Source organism: Euzebya pacifica (assembly GCF_003344865.1).
In the GTDB taxonomy this organism is placed as follows: Bacteria; Actinomycetota; Nitriliruptoria; order Euzebyales; family Euzebyaceae; genus Euzebya; species Euzebya pacifica.
On record NZ_CP031165.1, the window covers coordinates 1,158,080 to 1,178,443 of the forward strand.

Genomic DNA, 20,364 nt, shown 5'->3' on the forward strand with positions numbered 1-20,364 from the left:
CTGTGACGTCGGGGGCCGAGAAGCCGCTACGGGCGTGCGAACGAACGATACGACCCTCGGAAGGGAGTAGCCTGCGTGTACGACATTCTTCAGGGGCTGCCCAACCGATGACCGACATCCCGTACTCGCCTGACGAGCCGGACCCGGACTGGGTCCGCTTCGCCATGCCGGACGACTTCGTCGACGCCGTGCGGGTCGGCCGGGGTGGCTTCGGCTACGTCTTCAGGGCACGTGAGCTGTCGCTGTCACGCGTCGTGGCGATCAAGGTCCTGAACCAGCCGAGCTCGACGGAGAAGGCCGACCAGAAGTTCACCCGTGAGCTGCAGGCCATGGGCACGCTCGCCGGCCACCCCCACATCATCACCGTCTACACGTGGGGCAAGACCTCGGGCGGCTACCCCTACATCGTCATGGCCTACATGCCGGGCGGGTCGCTGAAGGACCTCGTCGACAACCAGGGCGTCATGGCGTGGCCCGACGCGTTCGCCGCGGGCATCAAGGTCGCCGGTGCGCTGGAGACCGCCCATCGGGCCGGCATCCTGCACCGCGACATCAAGCCCGAGAACATCCTGCTCAACGGCTTCGGCGAACCGTCCCTGGGTGACTTCGGCATCGCTCGCATCACCGGCGGCACCGAGACCGCCACCGGGTCGATCACGGGGTCGTTGTCCCATGTGGCCCCCGAGGTGCTGGAGGGCAACCGTCCCACCGCCTCCGCCGACGTCTACTCCATGGCCTCCACCCTGTACGCGCTCGTGCAGGGGCGGCCCGCCTTCGCCAGCGAGGGCGACGAGACCCTGACGCCGATGCTGGCCCGCATCCTGCTGAACCCGATGCCGCCGGTGACCGCCCAGGAGGTCCCCCCGGACGTCGTGGCGCTCATCGACCAGGGCCTGGCCAAGAAGCCGGAGGACCGGTACCCGTCGGTCGAGGCCTTCGGCAACGCCATGGCCGACGTCCTGTCCGCGCACGGCATGAGTGCCCCCGGGATGCTCATCAGGGGCGACGCCGATGACGAGGTGTCCGCCTCGGGCGCGAAGACCGGCGAGTTCACCGCCCCGGGCGTCCGGGTCGGCGACCTGCCGACCGTCGACCGGCAGCCCCCGGTCCAGGCCAGCGGGTCCACGACCGGTGAGGGGCTGGTGGTCGGTGCAGCCGCAGCAGCGGCGGGGGCGCCTCCCACCCATCGCGTCAGCGAGTCGATCCTGCCGCCGACCGCTCCGCCTGTCCCGCCGGCCGACGACTCCTCCCGGCGGGGGCTGTTCATCGGCATCGCCGCCGTCCTTGCCGCCGCCGTGATCGGCATCGTCGGCGTGGTCGCGTTCGGTGGGGACGATTCGGTGGCCACCGATGACCCGACGCCCACCGAGTCGGTCAGCGCCAGCGAGACCGAACCCTCCGAGGAGGATGCGACGCCGTCGGAGTCCGAGACGGACACGGTCAAGGAGGGGACCAACGGCCTGGTCATCCCCACGGAGTCGGAGACCCCGACGGAGACGGCCAGCCCGAGCGAGACCGCGACGGCCACCGAGATCCCGGTCGAGGAGACCGTCGAACCCGCCCCCGTGCCGCAGGCCCCGCCGCCTGCACCGGCCCCGCCGCCGCCGGCTCCCGCGCCGCCACCTCCGGCTCCGGCCCCACCGCCACCGCCTCCGCCACCACCTCCACCTCCACCGCCACCACCGCCACCTCCACCGCCACCGCCACCACCGCCACCGCCACCGCCACCACCACCTCCGACGTCGTCGGCTGACTGATGGTGCGGTCGCCGGAGTCCACGGGACGTGTGGGCCGGTTCGTGCTGGCCCTGGTCATGGCTGCCCTGGGCCTGGCCCTTCTGGCGGGACCGGCGTCGGCGCACACCTCCCTCGTCGCGTCGTCACCAGCGTCGGGTGAACGGCTCGCGTACTCGCCCGACGAGATCGTCCTGACCTTCGCGACCGCGGTCGACCCCCGCACGGTCACCGCGGAGTTGCGCAGCGCCGACGGTGAGGTCGTTGCCGTCGAGCCCCTCTCGGGCGAGACCGGCGACACCACCGTGGTGGCCTTCGCGGTCCCCCGCCTGCCCCACGCCGTCTACGGCCTGGCATGGCAGTCGGTCGGCGACGACGGCCATCGGGTCCTCGGTGAGGTCCTCTTCGGCGTCGGCACCGAGGTCGGTGGGACGACCAGCGTCGCCGGCGGGGCCACTCCCATGGCCCGTGCGCTGGACAGCGCCGGACTGGCCCTGCGGATCGCGTGGTACGTCGTCCTCGCCCTCCTCGCGGGCGTCGCCGTGGTCGGACGCGCCGGTGTGGCGGGCGACGTCGCCCGTCGCAGGATCGGCGGGCTGCTCCTCCTCGGCGCGGTCGTGGCGCTGGGCCGCGGCGGGGTGGCGCTGGCGATCCTGCTGGAGGCGGGGGCCGGCGACCTGGCCTGGACCTCCCGCGGCACCGTCGGGTTCGCCGCCGTCGGTGTGCTGCTGGGGCTGCTTGCCGTCGCCGCCAGCCGGAGGACAGCCGGGCCCGAAGCACGGTCGACGCCGACACCAGCGCTGGTCGGGCTGCTCGTCGCCGTCATCGGGGGGACCCTGGCCGGGCACGCGCTGTCCCGGGAGGACCCGGTGCTCGCCGTCACCTTCGGCATCCTCCACCTCGGTGCCGCTGCCGCGTGGACAGGCCCCTTGCTGGTGGTGCTGCTCGTCGCCCGCACACCTGCATGGCGAGGCCTGGACGCAGAGGAACGCACCGCCCAGCTGCGCGCGTCGCTGCGACGGATGGTCCCCGTCGCCGGCTGGTCGCTGGCGGTGGTCGGGGCCACGGGCCTGCTGCTGGCCGCCCGCGCGTGGTCCGGTATCCAGGGCGGGGTGCTGGCCGTCCTGGTGGTCAAGGCGCTGGTCGTGCTCGCCGTTGCCGTGCCGCTCGGGATCTGGCACCACCGGACGCGGGAGGGGTGGGTCGACGTGCCCCGCACCGCGCGGGTCGAGGCGCTGGGGCTGGTCGTCGCCCTCGTGCTGGGTGCGGTCCTCGTCGGGTGGGACCCCGGGTGGAGCCAGGGGACCGGCGGGCTGGACCCGGCGGTCGCGGCCGTGCTGGACGGGACCGCCGACGACCCGACGCTCTGCATGGACCTCGAGGTCGGCCGGGCCGCCTGCTACCGCTCCACCCTGTCGACCGTCCTCGCGACCCAGGGGCCGCAGGCGGCCATCGATGCCGCCGTTGCCGCGCAGGCCGTCGACAGCTACGTCGCGGAGAACTGCCATCAGGTCGTGCACGACATCGGCAACGACGCGGCCGAGCAGATCGACGACATGGCCGACGCCCTGGCGGTCGACGGCTCGGCCTGCTGGTCGGGCTACTTCCACGGCTTCATCGAGGCACGCCTGGCCGAGATCGACGACGACGCGCTGTCGGACCGGCTGCCCACTTTCTGCGACGGGGCCGCGGATCCCCAGTACTCCTTCACGCACTACAACTGCCTCCACGGGCTGGGCCACGGGCTGATGCTGCGGGTCGACGCGGACCTGTTCGAGGCCCTGCCGCTGTGCCGTGACCTCGAGGAGTTCTGGCTGGTCCGTTCCTGCGCCAGCGGGGCGTTCATGGAGAACGTCATGGCCGCCCAGCAGGGCCTGCAGACCCCCGGCGTCCCCACCGACGACCTCCGCTACCCCTGCACCGACGTCGACGCGGACCTGTCGGAGGACTGCTGGATGATGCAGACGTCCATGATCATCTGGCGGCTCGGAGGTGACCTTCCCGGGGCCTTCGAGTGGTGCGACAGCGTCGACGGCCTCGACCGGACGGCCTGCTACCGGTCCATGGGCCGCGACATCTCCTCCATCGCCGCGCTCGACCCGGACGGGGTGATCCAGCGATGCAGCATGGGCTCGGCGGACGCGGCCCACTGGTGCATCGACGGGGCGGCGTCCAACGCCGTGTACGAGACGTCGGCACGCGAATCCGCCGACGCGCTGTGCGCCGCGGTGCAGGAGGACTGGACCGCCGCATGCGAGGTGAGCCGTGACCAGGCGTTGTCCACGGTCGCGCTGGGCTGACCCCGGACAGGTTCGAGGGGGTTTCGGTCCGGGGTAGACCTTTGACCGTGATCACTTTCTCCTGCGACCGCTGTGCCCAGCTGGTCTTCTTCGACAACACCTCCTGCACCCGCTGCGGCGCCGAGCTCGTGCTCGACCCGGCGACGTGGAGCATCCGCTCCGCGACGGCCGACGACGTGCGCTGCGCCAACCGCGAGCACGGCTGCTCGTGGGTGACCCACAACGGCGACCAGTACTGCCGGTCCTGTCGGCTCACCCGCACCCGACCCTCCCTGGAGGACCCCGAGATCGTGGAGAAGTGGCGCCGCGCCGAAGCGGCCAAGCGTCGGCTGGTCTTCCAGCTGGAGCGGATCGGCCTCGACGTGCAGGGAGCCACCTTCGACCTGCTGTCCAGCCGCGACGAGGACGTCATCACCGGTCATGCCGACGGGGTCATCACCCTTGACCTGGCCGAGGCCGACGACGTCGAACGCATGCGGATACGCGAGCAGATGGACGAGCCGTACCGCACGGTGCTCGGGCACTTCCGCCACGAGATCGGCCACTGGTTGTGGACGCGCTACGTCGACGGATCCGACGTGATCGAGGATTTCCGTCGGGTCTTCGGCGACGAACGAGCCGACTACACCGAGGCACTCCAGGTCCACTACGACGCCGAGCCGCCAGAGGGCTGGGCCGACTCCTACGTCTCGACCTACGCCACCGCCCACCCGTGGGAGGACTTCGCGGAAACCGTGGCCCACTGGCTGCACATCACCGACGTGCTCGAGACCGCCGGTGCGTTCGGGGTGACCGTCGATGGCCCCCACGAGGTGCTGACCTCCGACCCCGACGAGGCCGAGCCCGACACCGACACCATGCCCGAGCTGATCCAGGCCTGGTTGCCGCTCACCTACGCCCTGAACGCCATCAACCGCTCGATGGGCCACGACGACCTCTACCCGTTCGTCCTCGCCCCGACGGTGATGACGAAGCTCGGCTGGGTCCACCGCCGCCTGACCGGCGTCGCCGCCTGACCGACGTCGCCGCCTGATCAGCGGCGGGTGCGGTGGGCGGCGATGGCCTGCTGCCAGCCGTCGACCGTGCGTTCGGCGGATGCTCCTGGCGACAGGGTCCGCCGGACCCGCTGGCCGGCCCGGGCAACCGCCGGCAGGTCGGGGTCGTGCAGGGACTCGCGGATCCTGGCGGTCATCGCCTCGATGTCGCCGACCCGGACGAGCAGCCGGTCGTCGAGCACGTCACGGACCCCGCCGGAGTCGGTTGCGACGATCGGGCGGCCCATCAACACGGCCTCGGCCGCGACGAGGCCCAGCCCCTCGGCATGGGAGGGCTGCACGACGACCTCGGCGGCGGCGTACTCCGCGGGCAGGTCAGCCGGGTCGATCCGTCCGGGCAGCTGCAGCTCCACCCCGCGTTCGTGCGCGCGGATCGCCAGGTCACGTGCGGCGGGTCCGTCGCCGACCAGCCGCAGCACAACCCGGTCCTCCAGCCCAGCGACGGCGTCGACCAGGTCGGCGAAGCCCTTCTCCGGCACCAAGCGGCCGACGCCGAGCACGACCGGGCGGTCCAGCGACATCTGCGCCTCGACCCCGGTGAACCTCGCGATGTCCAGCGGCATGGGGTTCAGCCCGTCGACCCGGCGCCCGACCGCCGATCGCGTCCGCCGGGCGAGCGACGTCGAGACGACCTCCAGCCGGTCGGCGCCGTCCAGCGCCCAGCGGGCCAGGGTGCGCAGCTTGGGGCGCCCCTCGACGATCCCGATGTCGGTGCCGTGCAGGTGCACCACGACGGGCACGTCGACACCGGCCATGCGCGTGATGATCGCCCCCGGCATCCACCAGTGGACGTGCACGACGTCGGGCTCCCAGCGCCGGACCGCACGCCGCAGCGCACCGGCCATCAAGGTCATCATCGAGGCCACCAGCGGCGGGCCGGTGGGCTGCATGGCGATCCGGTGCATCTCGCCGCGGTAGGCCAGGACCTCGCGGTCCTCGGGGGCGTAGCGCACGAACCGGATGGGGGTGTCCTCGACCACGTCGACCTCGGGCAGCCCGGCGTCGTGGGGCGCGATGACCCGCACGTCGTGGCCGTCGGCACGCAGCGCAGCCGTCCACGTCGACAGGAACGCTGCCGACGGGTCGCCGTCCCACCGGGGGAACACGTGGGTCAGCGCGATGGCTCGCACGGTCAGGCGTCGCCGTCGAGCGGGTCGGTCGGGTCCTGACCGGGGGCGAGGGTCCGCCGTGTCCGGTAGGGCACCTGCTCCCGAGACGCCGAGTGCCGCAGCACGTCGCCGATGAACCCGGTGCCGATCAGCTGCACGCCCACCAGCAGGGAGAGGATGCCGAACTGCAGCAGTGGTCGTTGGCCGATCCCGGCGCCGGTCGCCAGCTTCAGCACCGACAGGTAGGCGAGGATCACGAAGCCCACCGCGGACAGCAGGGCACCCACGCCGCCGAACAGGTAAAGCGGCCGGTCGGCGAACCGGGTCAGGAACAGGACGGTGAGCAGGTCCAGCATCGTCTTGGGGAACCGCGTCAGCGACAGGTACTTCGACGTGCCGGCCTGGCGGGGACGGTGCGTGACGGCGACCTCGCCCACCCGGAACCCCAGGTCGTGGGCCAGCACCGGCACGAACCGGTGGAACTCGCCGTAGAGGGGCATCTCCTCCACCACCTCGCGCTTGAGCAGCTTGAAGCCGGTGTTGAAGTCGTGCAGGTCCAGGCCCGTGAAGGTGCGGGTGGCGGCGTTGTACCCACGGCTGGTCCAGCGCTTGGCACGGCGATCGATGCGGGCTGCCCGCCAGCCACCGACCAGGTCGAGGTCCTCGCGGTCCATCGTGGCCAGCAACGTGCCGATCTCGGCCGGGACGTCCTGGCCGTCGGCGTCGAGGGTGACGAGCAGGTCGCCCCGGGCGATGTCGAACCCGGCGGCCAGCGCCGCGGACTTGCCGAAGTTGCGCCGCAGCACCACGACCCGGACGGTGTCGGGGTCGCCCAGGTGCAGCTTCTCCAGCTCCTCGGTGGAGCCGTCGCTCGACCCGTCATCGACGTAGACGATCTCGCTGCTGACCTCCAGGGCGTGCAGGGCCTCGACCAGCTCGGCATGGAACGCGGGCAGCGATTCGATCTCGTTGTAGACGGGCACGACCGCGGAGAGGGTGACAGGCGTGCGCATCGTGGTTCAGGGTACGCGGCGTCGGGGGAGGAACGCCTGACCCCCCGACCGGGGCAGCCGTCCACCTGCGGATGGCCACCCGGCCCGCCCGACCCCGGCAGGCCGCACCCGTACACTTCTCGTGTTCCCTGCGAGCAGGCGTCAGCACGCCCGCGCTCGACACCCGTCTTCCCCTCAGGAGTCAGAACGCCCGATGTCGACCCCCACCCATGCCAGCCTGTCCACCGGCCTGCGTCAGGAGCAGCCGACGGTCAGCGTGGTCGTGGTCAACCTCAACGGTCGTGACCTCCTTGCCCCGTGCCTGACCAGCCTCGTCCGGCAGACCCACGAGTCCGACCGGTTGGAGATCATCCTGATCGACAACGCCTCCACCGACGGCTCGGTGGAGATGGTCCGCAAGGACTTCCCCGAGGTCCGGATCCTGGTCAACGACAGCAACGTGGGCTTCGCCCCGGCCGTCAACCAGGGTGCCGAGGTCGCCAACGGCGAGTACCTGGCGCTGCTCAACAACGACGCCGAGGCCGACCCCAACTGGATCGCCTCGGCCGTGGCCTACCTGACCTCCCACGAGGAAGTCGGCTGCCTGGGTTCGCTGATCCTGCGCGACGACCGCGAGACCATCGACTACGCCGGCGGGCGCATGGCCTTCAACGGCATGGGCTACGCCAACAAGGTCGAGCAGTCGGCGTGGGAGAACCCCAACTACGCCGAGCGGACGTTGTTCGCCTCCGGTGGCGCCATGGTGGTGCCGACCCAGCTGTTCCTCGACGTCGGCGGCTTCGACGAGTCGTTCTTCGCGTTCTTCGAGGACGTCGACTTCGGGTGGCGCCTGTGGGTGCTGGGCCACGAGGTCCACTTCGTGCCCTCCTCCAAGGTCTTCCACCGCCACCACGGCACGATCAAGCGGTTCGGCTACGCCCGCGAGCGCTACCTGCTCGAGCGCAACGCCCTGGCGACGATCTTCAAGAACTACGGCGACGACCTGCTCGCCCGCACCCTGCCGAGCGCCGTCCTGCTGACGTTGATGCGCGGGCTGACCGACCTGACCGAACGCGACGGGCTGCCGGACTTCTCCATCGTGGAGGGCGCGAAGAACCTCGACGACGAGGACTTCCCCGTGCCGGCGATCACCGCCGCCCATCTGGCGGCGATGCGTGACTTCGGCCGCAACATCTCCAACCTGACGGCCAAGCGCAACGCCATCCAGGACAAGCGCGAGCGGCCCGACTCCGAGATCCTGCCGCTGTTCAAGGAGACCCTGCGCCCCAACGTCAACGGCCGCGAGTACCTCGAGGTGTGGAACGCCGTGGAGAAGGCGTTCGACCTGCACGAGCACCTGGTCCACAGGACCCACGTCCTGATCATCACCGGGGACACCCTCAGCGAGCGCATGGCCGGTCCGGCCATCCGCTGCTTCGAGATGGCCACCGTCCTGCACGACGCCGGCTTCGAGGTCACCCTCGCGTCGATGTCGCCGCCCAGCGTGCACAGCCGGGGCTTCCACGTGACCTGGACCGGTGCGCCGGGTGGCATCAACGCCCTGCTCGACGTCGCCGACATCGTGATCTTCCAGGGTTTCGTCATGCACGCCATCCCCGAGATCGAACGGTTCGACGGTCCCGTCGTCGTCGACATCTACGACCCCTTCCACCTCGAGGGGATGAGCCACCGCAAGCACGAGCTGGAGTGGCAGCGCTACGCCACCCACAACTCCGACACCGACGTCCTCAACAAGCAGCTGCAGCGCGGCGACTTCTTCGTGTGCGCCTCGGAGAAGCAGCGGGACTTCTGGCTGGGCCAGATGTCGGCCCTCAAGCGCATCAACCCGGCGACCTTCGACGAGGACGAGTCGCTGCGGTCGCTGATCGACATCGCCCCGTTCGGGCTGCCGGCGGGCCAGCCGATCAAGACCGAGGAGCGGGTGCTCCGTGGCGTCGTCGACGGCATCGAGGAGGACGACTTCCTGCTGCTGTGGGGCGGCGGCATCTACAACTGGTTCGACCCGCTGACGCTGATCAAGGCCGTCGGCCGGGTCGCGGAGGACCACCCCGACGTGAAGCTGTGGTTCATGGGGTCCGCGCACCCCAACCCCGACGTGCCGAAGATGCAGATGGCGTCGTCGTCCTACAACCTGGCCGTGGAGCTCGGGCTGCTGGGCAAGAACGTGTTCTTCAACGACGGCTGGATCGACTACACCCAGCGGCAGAACTACCTGCTGGAGGCCGACGTCGGCGTCTCCACGCACTACGAGCACCTCGAGACGCGGTACTCCTTCCGAACCCGCATCCTCGACTACATCTGGTGCGAGCTGCCGATGGTCGCAACCGAGGGCGACACCCTGTCGCTGCTGGCAAAGGAGCGGGGCCTGGGCATCACCGTGCCCCCCGAGGACGTCGAGGCGTGCGCCGACGCGATCCGTCGCCTGCGCAACGACAAGGAGCTGTACCAGGAGTGTGTGGACAACCTCGCGGCCATCAAGCCGGAGATGACGTGGGAACGGGCGGTCGAACCGATCGTGGAGTTCTGTCGCAGCCCCCGGCGGGCCGCGGACACCTCCCACAAGCGCCATGACTACATCGCGTCCAACTTCACCCTGGCCGACGTCGTCCCCGAACGCTCGCCCTACTACTACGCCAAGCGCTTCATCGGGACGGCCACCGCGCAGGGCCCGAAGACCGCACTGATCCACGCCAAGAACATCATCAAGCACTACACCGCCGGCCGATGACCGACACGAGGGGCGGGCAGACGACGCAGGGCCTGCCCCGCCTGCTGTCGTGGCTGCCGGCCCCGCTGCACGACCCAGCCCAGCGGCCACGCCTGCTCGGCTGGTTCGGGGTCGGCATGGTCGTGCGCCTGCTGATCGCGCCGTTCACCGTCAGCGCCGACATGCTGGCGGTCTACTGGCGCAGCCACCTCATCGCCTACGACGGTGCGGTCTACAGCGACTACCTCGTCAACATGGGTGCGCACTACACCCACGCGATGTCCCTGCGGATCCTCGACCCGTTGCTGCCGTCCGCCGACGTCCTGTGGACCGACCCGTGGTGGTGGGCCGACGGGCCGGCGCTCACCCCGCAGGTCCAGCGGGCGTTCGTCGACACCGACGGCATCTTCGGCACCCTGCTGGCGCTGAAGCTGCCCTACCTGGCCTTCGACATCGCGGCTGGCCTGCTGCTCCTCGCGCTCGTCGCCCACGCCGCCCCCAAGCACATCAGCCGGGCGTGGGCGTTCTGGATGCTCTCGCCCATCGGCCTGTACGCCACCTACGCCTTCGGCCGCTACGAGATGTTCGCCGTGGCGCTGGTCGTCGCGGCGCTGTGGGCCTGCGAGCGGGACCACCCGTGGTGGGGAGCGGTGCTGCTGGGGCTGGCCATCACGATGCGCGGCTATCCGATCGTGCTGGTCCCCATCTTCGGGCTGATCGTGATGCGTCGTCCGTTGCCCCGCATCGGCTGGGCGGCCCTGTCGCTGCTGCCGTTCGCGCTGGTCATGTGGACCAACACGTTGCTGGCCGACACGGTCGGGGAGTTCTCGCGGCTGCGCGACTACTCCACCGGTTCCACGTTCCTCGCCTACACCATCCCCGTCGACGGGGTCGGACCGATCTACCTCTTCGGGTTGTTCGCGATCGGCCTGTACGCCGTCCTGATCGGTCGGGCGTACGGCTGGTGGGGGAGGGGACCGGTCCCCATCGGGGAGCTGTGGATCTGGCTGGCGCTGTTCCACTTCAGCATGTTCGCCCTGACCACGTTCAGCGCCCACTACTTCGCCTGGGTCACCCCGTTCGTCGCCCTCGCGCTCGCCCGACGGCCCGAGTGGCGCGGGATGTTGTGGCTGCACCTGCTGCAGGTCGGCGCGGTCCTCGCCTTGGCGGACCTCTACGGCGGCCCGGGCACGACCTGGGGCCTGCTGCAGCCGCTGCAGCCCGACGTCGTCGATGCCGTCCCCAACCTGCGCGAGGCGTTGTTGACCTCCCCCGGGCTGGTCGAGCAGCTCGCCGGCGCGCTGCGCACCGCCTTCATCGCGCTGATGGCGCTGACCTGCTGGCCGCTGGTCACCAGCTTGCGGGCGACCAGCGCGCCGGTGGCGGCCGGATCAGCCGCGGTGGGGACGCAGGCCGCGCACGGCAAGGACGAGTCCGCCGACCAACGCGAGCAGCCAGAGGATCGCGAAGATCGGCTCGGCCAGCAGCCGGCTGCCCGCTGAGGCGACGACCTCGCCGAGCTGGGCCAGCGCAGTCGAGGGGCCGGCCGCCCCACGCACGCGGAACGCGAGGTCGCCGGTGCGCGGCAGGCCGTCGACGACCAGCTCGCCGTCCTCGTAGGGGTCGTTGGGCACGCCCGCCGACCTGACCTGGGGGCTCGCCGGGGTGTTGGCCCACAGCGCCAGAGGTGTCGCGCCCTCCCACGACAGCTCGGCAAGGACGACATCGGGCACGTCGACGGGCTCGTCGAACCGGATGGCCACCCACGTCGTGTCGGCCAGGTCGCTGCCGGGGACGGAGGTTCGCGCGATGCGCCGCCCGGTGTCGGGGTCACGCAGGGCCAGCGTCAGGGCGCCGCCCGGGTCGGCTGGAGCAGCGTAGGTCGCGACCTGCACGTCCAACCCGCTGATGGCGTCGCCCGCCGGGTTGATCGTCTGCGCAACCGTCGCCCCCTCCTCCAACGGCAACGGACCGTTGTGGGTGGGCTGGAACGGCTCGCCCCCGGTCCGTGCGCAGCCCGTCGTCAGCAGCATGGCCACGACCGCGAGGCATGCGAAGCAGGAACGAGGGGAGGGCATCCCGAACAGTGTCGCGTGGATCGCCGCCGTTCGGCGGACGTTCGGACAGGGTGGCCGGGTGGACCATGCGTCAGGCTCTCGTGACACCCCGACAATCCCACGCAGCAATCGACGACGGGGAACACAACGTCATGCACACCCATTCCGCTCGGCCGGCGCTGTCACCGCCTGCCGGCCACACCAGCCCGCCCGGTCCCACCCGACCGGCCGGCATCGACCGACGCCTGTTCCTGGGCGGACTCCTCGGCGGCGTCGCCACGTTGGCGCTGCCCGCCAGCGCCGCACGCGCCGCGACGGCCGTCCGCGCCGGCACCGATCCGATGGCGGTCATGGTCCAGCGGATCAACGACTACCGGGTGTCCAACGGGCGCCCTCCGCTGCCGCTGGACCACCAGCTGTCCGCGGTCGCCCAGTCGTGGAGCGAACACCAGCGCAACCGCAGCTCGATGGCCCACAACGGCAACCGCATGGCCCAGTACGGCTGGGCCGTGGAGTCCGACGGCGAGATCGTCGCCACCGCCTCGGCCACCGGCGAGGACGCGGCCCAGCTGGCCAACCGGTGCGTCGACGGCTGGATCGGCTCCTCCGGTCACCGGGCGATCATGCTCGGCGACTGGACCGACATGGGGCTGGGCTGGGCGGTCACGTCAAGCGGCCGCCTGTACGCCACCGGCAACTTCGTCCGCACACCGCTTCCCTCGGCCGGTCAGGAGGCGCTCACGCAGTCCCGCGAGCTGATCGGCGACGGCAGCGCCGGCCGCGCGGTGGTGGTCCGTGGTGACCTCGCCGCCGACGCGCTGGCTGCGTCCGGGTTGATCGACGGCAACACCCCGCTGCTGATGACCCGCCCCGACCAGCCCCTGCCCGCCTGGCTCCTCGACGAGCTGCGGCGGGTCCTCGGCGGCAGCGGCACGGTCCACCTCGTCGGTGGGGCGCTGCACGGCGACATCGACGGACAGATCCGCAGCATCGGCGCCGACCCCGTGCGGCTGCGCGGCAGCTCGCGCTACGAGACCGCCGCGATGGTTGCCCACGAGGTCGGCTCGCTGCGGGGCACGCCCTGGCGTGTCTTCCTCGCCAACGGCGACGGCTGGGCCGATGCCGTGGCGGCCGGCGCGTTCGCTGCCCGGTTCGGGACCCCTGTCGTGCTGACCCCCCGGGGGTCGCTGCACGGTGCGGCGCGAAGCGTGCTGGACCGCTGGCCCGAGGCCGACCGGGTGGTCGTCGGCGGCGAGCTGATGATCGAGAAGTCCGTGGCGCGGGCCGCCGGCGCATGGCGCCTGACCGGTACCGACCGCGCGGACACCGGTGGTCGGGTCATGCTGGACGCCTGGTCGACCCGTGCCGAGCCCGGTTCCGCGCTGGTCGTCAGCCCCGGCTGGACCGCGGACGGCTGGGCCACGGGCCTTGCGACCACGACGTTCTCGGCCCGGCACTCCGCCCCGCTGCTGTTCGCCGGCTCCGGCATGCCCGGTCCGGTGGCCGACGCGGTGCGCCAGGCCGGCTTCGGCCCCGGCGCCCCGGCCGCCCTGCGGTTCGTCCGCAACGTCCCCCAGGCCGCCCGCGACGAGTTCGTCGCCGCCACCACCTGACCCGCCACCACCTGACCCGGCCCCACCTGACCCACCCCACCCGACCCGCCACCGGCCGGCGCGATCGGGGGCTGCGTCGTCCATGGGCGGGAACCGGCGCGATCGGGGCCCAACCCACCCGGGCGTGGGTACCGGCACGATCGGGGCCGACCGCTCGGGCGGCCAACGGCGCGATCGGGGCCCAACCCACCCAGGCGTGGGTACCGGCACGATCGGGGGCTGCGTCGTCGTTGCGCGACGACGGGCACGATCGTGTCACTATTCGCGCGCATCGCTCCGGTCCGACGGGGCGTCCCAGCACGGACGGGTGCTGCGTAACCTCACGGGCACGAGACGCGTAGAACACCTCGATGGACGGGCGGGATCCCGCCGCAGGTCGAACACCGATTCCCGCAAGGAGCAGTCGTGAACACATCGTCATGGTCGCAAGTCGCTGGCCACCCCCGGGTGAGGGCGCTCGTCGCCCTTGTCGTCGCCGCGCTCACCGCAGCCGCGTTGGTCGCCGCGCCGACACCTGCAGAGGCCGCGTCGAGCTACGACAACGTCACCCAGGTCCTCGTCGACAACTTCGTGGACGCCGCCGTGGAGGTCGCCGCGGCCCGCACCCCGTTGGGCACCGACACGGTCGTCCTTGCCACCGCGGCCAACTTCCCCGACGGGCTGACCGCCTCCGCAGTCGCGGGCGACGTCGACGGGCCGGTGCTGTTCGTCGAGACCGACTCGCTGCCCGACGCCACCGCCGCGGAGATCGACCGGCTGCTCGACGCCGGCGACACCGTCTACGTCATGGGCGGCCCCTCCGCGATCAGCAACGCGGTCACCGACGAGCTGTCGGACTACACCGTCCAGCGGGTGGAGGGTCCGACCCGCCTGGAGACCGCCATCGCCGCGGCCGACCTGGTCGGCGTCCCCAGCGACGGCACCGTCCTGCTGGCCCGCGCCTTCGGCCCCGACGGTGCCGGCACCACGTCGGACCGCACCACCGGCTGGGTCGACGCGATCAGCTGCGGGGCCTACGCCGCCGCCAACGAGATCCCGATCTACCTGACCGAGACCGACCGGCTGAGCGACGCAACCGCCGCGGCGATCGAGGCCTCCAGCGCCACCGACGTGATCATCTGCGGTGGCACGGCCGCCGTGAACACCACCGTGTCGGACGCGCTGCGCGCGCTCGGCCTCCAGGTCGACCGCGTGGAGGGCCCCACCCGCGTGGAGACCGCCATCGACGCCGCGCAGCAGCTGTTCGGCTTCACCAGCGCCGGCGGCCACGAGTTCACCGTCATCAACGGCTACGGCGAGAACTTCGGCTACGGGCTGGCCGCCGCTCCCCTCGGTGACCCGATCCTGATGGTCGGCACCTCCGAGCCGACGGACTGCAACGACGCCACCCAGCCGTCCCGCGAGACCCTGTGCTACCTCGGCACCGGCACCAGCACCACCCCGGCGAACCTGCTGGTCATGGGTGACGAGACCGTCATCCGCGACACCGTCTCCAACGCCGTGGGCGAGGCCGCCGGTGGCGAGGAGACCGACGATCCCAGCCAGTTCCCCGCCCTCCCCGCCCCCGACGACGTCGACGCGGTCGACGACATCGACGACGACGGCACCCGCGCGACCGTGACGTGGGACGAGGTCGCCGACCCCAACGACATCCTCCTCGGCTACAACGTCTACGTCGACGGCGAGAAGCAGGGGACGTCCACCCCGACCGTCGCCGGCGACATCGAGACCTACATGCTGTCCGACCTCACCGCCGAGGAGGAGGTCACCGTCACCGTGACCACCCTCGACGCCGCCGAGCGCGAGTCCGATCCGTCCGCCGGCGCCACGGTCACCCCGACCGACGAGGTCCCCGCTGCCCTGGGTGCCTTCGACGCCAACGCCGGAAACGGCGAGGTCACCCTCTCGTGGGAGCGCGGGCCGGCCGACACCGCCGAGTACGTGCTGTCACGCAGCACCAACGCGACCTGCCCCGGCGGCACGTACGCCGAGGTGGAAACCATCACCGACGAGCGTCGAACCACCTACGTCGACGGTGACGTCACCAACGCCATGACCTACTGCTACCAGCTGGTCGTGGTGGACGAGGCCGACCAGGAGAGCGACCCCGCCAACGCCGGTCCGGTCACCCCCAACGTGGGCACCCCACAGGTCTCCATCCAGTACCCCTCCAGCGACGACACCGTGTACTACGGGCCGGATCTCGTCGTGGAGTACACCGTCACCGACACCGACACCGATCCGGAGGACCTCAAGGCCACCTGGCAGGTGTCCTACGACGGCGGCGCCGGTCCCTACGTCGACATGGTCAACGGCACCAACGTCGCCGTGGACTTCGTGGAGGCCGACGACGACGGCAAGGCCACGTTCGTGGCCCGCATGTGCCCGGTCAACGACAGCACCTCCACCAACTGCATCCGCGACGCCGTGGACAGCAACCTCCGCCTTCGAGTCAACGTGACGGACGGCACGACCACGGAGCGGGCCTTCACGCCCGACCTCGACCTCGTGCGCAACCCCCCGCCCGTCGAGGGGCTTGCCGTGACCGACGCCGCCGGCCAGGTCAACCTGGAGTGGGAACGCGTCCCCGTACCCTCGACCCTCGTGTCCGGCTACCGCATCGAGCGGGCCGAGGTCCGTGTCCAGTCCGATGACGAGGACGCGGGCGTGGAGGTCTGCGACCTGGCGGTGCAGTACGACGACGTGCAGGGCAGCCCGGTCCCGCAGCCCGCGAGCGGTGCCACGGTGACGTTCACCGACCCGACGGTCGACGAGGAAGACGGGCTGTCGGACTTCGTGTACTGCTACCGCGTGTACACGGTGCGGGCGACCCCGACGCTGGAGAGCCCCAGCCGCCTGGGTGCGGGCAACCCGCTGGAGACCGCCGGAGTGGGCGTCACCATCACCGATCCGGCCAACAACGGCAGCCTCGACACCGGCACCCGCGAGACCATCAGCTACAAGCTGGACATCCCCGACGGGCAGACGGTCAGCAGCGTCTCGCTGTACTACTGCGTCGACTACGGCCGCGCCAACCCGCTGGCCGACCCGGCCTGTCAGGACTCGGGCGGGTTCACCCAGATCACGGCCGCCAACGGCCTGGTCGGGACCCCCTCGACGGCCGACGGCACCAACAGCGTCCAGTGGGACGTGCCAGCCAGCATCAACCAGGGCGACACCGAGGAAGGCGCCATCGAGGTGCGCACCAGCGGCGGCAACGGACGGGTCATCGGGATCCTGTTCGTCTGACCTCGCTGCACAGGCCCTGTCCTGACACCACGTCCTGACGCCACAACGCCCGCCGGTCCGACCGGCGGGCGTTCGTCGTGGGAGCGCCCGTTCGTGCCACCGTCCGTCGGGTCAGCCGCTCGGGGCGCCACCGCTGGCACACTGGGTGACCACACATGAGCACTCCCACCGCTGTGGCCAGCGAGGTGTGGCAATCCCGTGACCTGCTGCGGAACCTGATCTCCAAGGAGCTCAAGGTTCGTTACAAGGGGTCGGTCCTGGGATTCGCCTGGTCCCTGGTCACCCCGCTCCTCATGGCCGCCGTCTTCACGGTGGTCTTCGCCACGTTCCTGCGTGTCCCGTTCGGCAACGGCAACTTCACGGTGTTCTTCCTCGCCGGCTACCTGGTGTGGCAGTTCTTCCAGAACTCCGTCACCGCGTCGGCCGGCTCGATCATCGGCAACGGCCCGCTGATCTCGAAGGTCTACTTCCCGCGCGAGCTGATCCCGTTCTCGTTGGTCATCTCCCAGGGGGTGCACCTGCTGCTGGCGCTGCTGGCCGTCACCCCGCTGATCCTGTACTACCGCGGCTTCCACCCGCAGCTGCTGCCCGCCATCGTGGCGGCGCTGCTGCTGATCAGCGTGTTCACCGCCGGCGTGTCGATGCTGTTCGGCGCCCTGACGGTGAAGTTCCGCGACCTGCTGGAGCTGCTGCAGGTCATGATGATGACGTGGTTCTACCTGACCCCCGTCATCTACTCCATCGAGACGATCCGGGGTCTCGAGAACGGCGAGCGGTGGGTCGACGTGCTCCGGTTGAACCCGATGACGTGGTTCGCCGAGCTGTTCCACACCCTGCTGTACGGCATCGCGCTGCCCATCGATCCGGGTGACCCCACCGGAGGGGTCCCACACCCGCCGCCGACGATCCCCGACCTCGCGACCTGGCTGTGGTGCCTCGGCTGGGCCGTGTTCGCGTTCACCGTCGGCTACGTGGTGTTCCGCCGCTCCGCCTCGAGCTTCGTGAAGGAGATCTGACCGATGGCACGCACCCCCGCCATCCGGGTGGACGGCCTCCACGAGATCTTCAAGATCTACGACGAGGCGCCCCCGGGTATCAAGGAGCGGCTGACCAGCTTCCGCCGCGCCCACTACAAGGAGTTCCACGCCCTCGACGGCGTCACCCTGGACATCATGCCGGGCGAGCGGGTCGGCCTGATCGGCCACAACGGCTCGGGCAAGTCCACCCTCCTCAAGTGCATGGCACGGATCCTGCCCGCCGATCGCGGGACCGTGGAGGTCAACGGCCGCATCGCCACCCTCCTGGAGCTCGGTGCCGGGTTCAGCCCCGAGCTGACCGGCCGCGAGAACATGTACCTCAACGGCTCGATCCTCGGACTGTCCCGGGCACAGGTGAACGAGAGCTTCGACCGCATCGTCGACTTCGCGGGGGTCCGCGACTTCATCGACACGCCGGTCAAGAACTACTCGTCGGGCATGTACGTCCGCCTCGGCTTCGCGATCGCCGTGCACGTCGACCCCGACATCCTGCTGGTCGACGAGGTGCTCGCCGTCGGTGACCAGACCTTCCAGGAACGGTCGCTGTCGCGCATGCAGGCCTTCGCCGACGCCGGCAAGACCGTGGTGCTGGTCAGCCACGACCTCGGGTCCATCGAGTCGCTGTGCGACCGCGTCATCCTGCTGGAAGCCGGGAAGGTCGTCTTCGACGGCCCGTCGGCGCAGGCCTTGGCGGAGTACCAGCGCCGGTTGGCCGCCGGCCACGGCGCCACCCTGGAGGTGCCCGACCTCCCCGAGCTGTCCCCCCACGCCAAGGAGGGGGAGGAGGAAGACGACGAGGACGTCGTCGACCCGCTGACCCACGCGGTGACGATCGACGACGTGTCGCTGGAGGTCCTCGACGACGCCGCGGACTCCATCGTCGGTGAGGGCATCGACACCACCGCCCCGGTCGCCCGGCCCGGCAGCCGTGCCCGTCTCGTGGTCACGGCCACGCCGACCGAGCAGCTCGTCGGCGACGGGGGCCTGTACGTCCGCGTGGCGGTCCGCCGTCCCGACCTGAACACCACGCTGTACGAGTCCCGGACGTCCTACCGCGTGCAGTACGTCGCCCCGCCCCCTCCGGGGGCATCCTTCACCGCCACCGTCCAGCTGTCGCTCAACGTGCTGTCGGGGACCTACCTGTTCGACGTCGAGATCGGCAACGCCGAGACCGAAGCGGTGCACGCCGTGGCCGACAGCGCCGCGCGGGTCGTCGTGCACGGCGACCCGTGGGACGTCGGGATCGCGCCGCTCGACATGCGCTTCGACCTCGACAACCCCGAGGGTGTCTGGCCACCGGACAGCGAACCACCGGCGATCGCCGAGGGGGGACCACGCGAGCATCCGAACCCGCTGTGGCGGCCCGGCCAGGACGCCCCCACGGCCCGGGTCGACGCCCGCACGTCGCACCCGGCAGACGAGGCCGCTCGGTGAAGGTGACCGCCTGCGTGGTGTCCTACAACACCGCCGAGCACCTGCCGGGTGCGCTCGAGAGCCTGCTGGCCCAGACCCATCCGGACCTGCACATCGTCGTGGTCGACAACGACTCCCACGACGGCTCGGCCGACGTCGCCCGCCGCTACGGCGACGTCGAGGTCATCGCCAACCGCACCAACAACGGGTTCGCCGGCGGGGCCAACCAGGGGATCGCGAGGGCCACCGACGGCGCGTTCTTCGTCCTCAACCCCGACGTCCGACTGGCCCCCGACCACATCGCCAACGCCGTGGCCGCCATGCAGGACAACGACCGCATCGCGGCGGTCCAGGGACGCCTGTGGCGCATGAGCGAGGCCGACCACGCACAGCCGGCGATGATCGACGGCCACCGGATGATCGACACGACCGGCCACACCGCCCACACCAACCGGGTGTTCCGCAACCGTGGTGGTGGCGAACCCGACGACGGTCGCTACGACGACCCCGCCGACATCTTCGGCATCTCCGGCTGCGCCGGCCTGTACCGCCTCGATGCCCTCCACGACGTGGCCGTCGACGGTGAGGTCTACGACGAGGACCTCTTCGCCTTCTTCGAGGACGTCGACCTGGACTGGCGGCTGAAGGCCCGTGGGTGGCGCACGCGCTACACCCCCGACGCCACCGGCCTGCACGAACGCGGTGGCCAGTTCGCCCGTCGCTCGCGGTTCGTCGAACGGCTCAGCTACCGCAACTGGTTCCTCGTCGTGCTCAAGAACGACGACCCCGTGTCCCTGCTGCGCCAGGGCCACCTCTTCGCCGCCACCACGTGGCTGCGAACGGTGGACATCGCCGTCACCGTGCCGTCGGCGTTCGCCCTCGCCGTCGCCGATGACGTCCGCATGGCACCTGCGTTCCTGCGCAAGCGTGCCGCCATCGATGCCCGTCGCACCGTCGACAACGCCGACATCGTGGACGAGTGGTTCGGCGACTTCGACTACCGCGCATGGTTCGCCGAACGTTTCGGCAGGTCCACGCTCGGTCGCAAGCTGCACACCACCCGCTGACGTCGTCGGCG

Annotated in this window: 13 protein-coding genes; 10 read left to right on the forward strand and 3 right to left on the reverse strand. The window is 70.9% G+C overall.

The annotated features are described in order from the left end of the window. Nucleotides 1-107 precede the first annotated feature (107 nt). From DVS28_RS04740 to DVS28_RS04750, 3 genes are read left to right on the forward strand one after another with little or no spacing between them, the layout of a single operon-like run. Nucleotides 108-1,757, forward strand: coding sequence for a serine/threonine-protein kinase (locus tag DVS28_RS04740; protein ID WP_114590438.1), 1,650 nt, complete (start codon nt 108-110; stop codon nt 1,755-1,757). Next, nucleotides 1,757-4,033, forward strand: coding sequence for a copper resistance CopC/CopD family protein (locus DVS28_RS04745; protein ID WP_114590439.1), 2,277 nt, complete (start codon nt 1,757-1,759; stop codon nt 4,031-4,033). Before DVS28_RS04740 ends, DVS28_RS04745 begins: the two co-directional genes overlap by 1 nt. A 47-nt stretch (nt 4,034-4,080) precedes the next feature. After that, nucleotides 4,081-5,049 carry a zinc-binding metallopeptidase family protein gene (locus DVS28_RS04750; protein WP_114593993.1) on the forward strand — a complete coding sequence of 323 codons (969 nt, stop codon included), beginning with the start codon at nt 4,081-4,083 and terminating at the stop codon, nt 5,047-5,049. A gap of 17 nt (nt 5,050-5,066) precedes the next feature. Here DVS28_RS04750 and DVS28_RS04755 read toward each other — a convergent pair whose 3' ends face one another. After that, entirely contained in the window at nt 5,067-6,218 is a 1,152-nt protein-coding gene (locus tag DVS28_RS04755) for a glycosyltransferase (RefSeq protein WP_114590440.1), read from the reverse strand. Nucleotides 6,219-6,220: 2 nt separating this feature from the next. Beyond that, nucleotides 6,221-7,210 (reverse strand): glycosyltransferase family 2 protein, encoded by a 990-nt coding sequence (locus tag DVS28_RS04760; RefSeq protein WP_114590441.1) that lies wholly within the window; start codon nt 7,208-7,210, stop codon nt 6,221-6,223. A 193-nt stretch (nt 7,211-7,403) separates the two neighbouring features. Between DVS28_RS04760 and DVS28_RS04765 the strand changes: the two genes are divergently transcribed. Further along, nucleotides 7,404-9,938, forward strand: coding sequence for a glycosyltransferase (locus DVS28_RS04765; protein WP_114590442.1), 2,535 nt, complete (start codon nt 7,404-7,406; stop codon nt 9,936-9,938). After that, complete coding sequence (locus DVS28_RS04770; RefSeq protein ID WP_114590443.1) at nt 9,935-11,419, forward strand: glycosyltransferase family 87 protein; 1,485 nt, start codon at nt 9,935-9,937, stop codon at nt 11,417-11,419. The genes DVS28_RS04765 and DVS28_RS04770 overlap by 4 nt, the downstream gene beginning before the upstream one ends. Here DVS28_RS04770 and DVS28_RS04775 read toward each other — a convergent pair. Then, nucleotides 11,309-11,995 (reverse strand): DUF6212 domain-containing protein, encoded by a 687-nt coding sequence (locus DVS28_RS04775; protein ID WP_164709931.1) that lies wholly within the window; start codon nt 11,993-11,995, stop codon nt 11,309-11,311. The genes DVS28_RS04770 and DVS28_RS04775 overlap by 111 nt on opposite strands. Nucleotides 11,996-12,126: 131 nt before the next feature. On the opposite strand from DVS28_RS04775, the gene DVS28_RS04780 reads away from it, so the two are divergent. The 5 genes from DVS28_RS04780 (at nt 12,127) to DVS28_RS04800 (ending at nt 20,353) form a co-directional block, all read left to right on the forward strand. After that, complete coding sequence (locus tag DVS28_RS04780) at nt 12,127-13,587, forward strand: cell wall-binding repeat-containing protein (protein ID WP_164709932.1); 1,461 nt, start codon at nt 12,127-12,129, stop codon at nt 13,585-13,587. A 405-nt stretch (nt 13,588-13,992) separates the two neighbouring features. Beyond that, the gene (locus DVS28_RS04785; protein ID WP_114590446.1) at nt 13,993-16,836 is read left to right on the forward strand and encodes a cell wall-binding repeat-containing protein; all 2,844 of its coding nucleotides are present in this window, start codon (nt 13,993-13,995) and stop codon (nt 16,834-16,836) included. Between the two features lie 155 nt (nt 16,837-16,991). After that, on the forward strand, nt 16,992-17,852 hold the full coding sequence (locus DVS28_RS04790; RefSeq protein ID WP_114590447.1) for an ABC transporter permease: 861 nt from the start codon (nt 16,992-16,994) through the stop codon (nt 17,850-17,852). Nucleotides 17,853-17,855: 3 nt separating this feature from the next. Beyond that, complete coding sequence (locus DVS28_RS04795) at nt 17,856-19,307, forward strand: ABC transporter ATP-binding protein (protein WP_114590448.1); 1,452 nt, start codon at nt 17,856-17,858, stop codon at nt 19,305-19,307. Further along, complete coding sequence (locus DVS28_RS04800) at nt 19,304-20,353, forward strand: glycosyltransferase family 2 protein (RefSeq protein ID WP_164709933.1); 1,050 nt, start codon at nt 19,304-19,306, stop codon at nt 20,351-20,353. The genes DVS28_RS04795 and DVS28_RS04800 overlap by 4 nt, the downstream gene beginning before the upstream one ends. Nucleotides 20,354-20,364: the final 11 nt, after the last annotated feature.

Bases quoted from the DNA above. Each gene is read 5' to 3' on its own strand.
- DVS28_RS04740 (WP_114590438.1), top strand. From the start codon at position 108: ATGACCGACATCCCGTACTCGCCTGACGAGCCGGACCCGGACTGGGTC.
- DVS28_RS04745 (WP_114590439.1), top strand. From the start codon at position 1,757: ATGGTGCGGTCGCCGGAGTCCACGGGACGTGTGGGCCGGTTCGTGCTG.
- DVS28_RS04760 (WP_114590441.1), bottom strand. From the start codon at position 7,210: ATGCGCACGCCTGTCACCCTCTCCGCGGTCGTGCCCGTCTACAACGAG.
- DVS28_RS04765 (WP_114590442.1), top strand. From the start codon at position 7,404: ATGTCGACCCCCACCCATGCCAGCCTGTCCACCGGCCTGCGTCAGGAG.
- DVS28_RS04770 (WP_114590443.1), top strand. From the start codon at position 9,935: ATGACCGACACGAGGGGCGGGCAGACGACGCAGGGCCTGCCCCGCCTG.
- DVS28_RS04775 (WP_164709931.1), bottom strand. From the start codon at position 11,995: ATGCCCTCCCCTCGTTCCTGCTTCGCATGCCTCGCGGTCGTGGCCATG.
- DVS28_RS04780 (WP_164709932.1), top strand. From the start codon at position 12,127: ATGCACACCCATTCCGCTCGGCCGGCGCTGTCACCGCCTGCCGGCCAC.
- DVS28_RS04790 (WP_114590447.1), top strand. From the start codon at position 16,992: ATGAGCACTCCCACCGCTGTGGCCAGCGAGGTGTGGCAATCCCGTGAC.
- DVS28_RS04795 (WP_114590448.1), top strand. From the start codon at position 17,856: ATGGCACGCACCCCCGCCATCCGGGTGGACGGCCTCCACGAGATCTTC.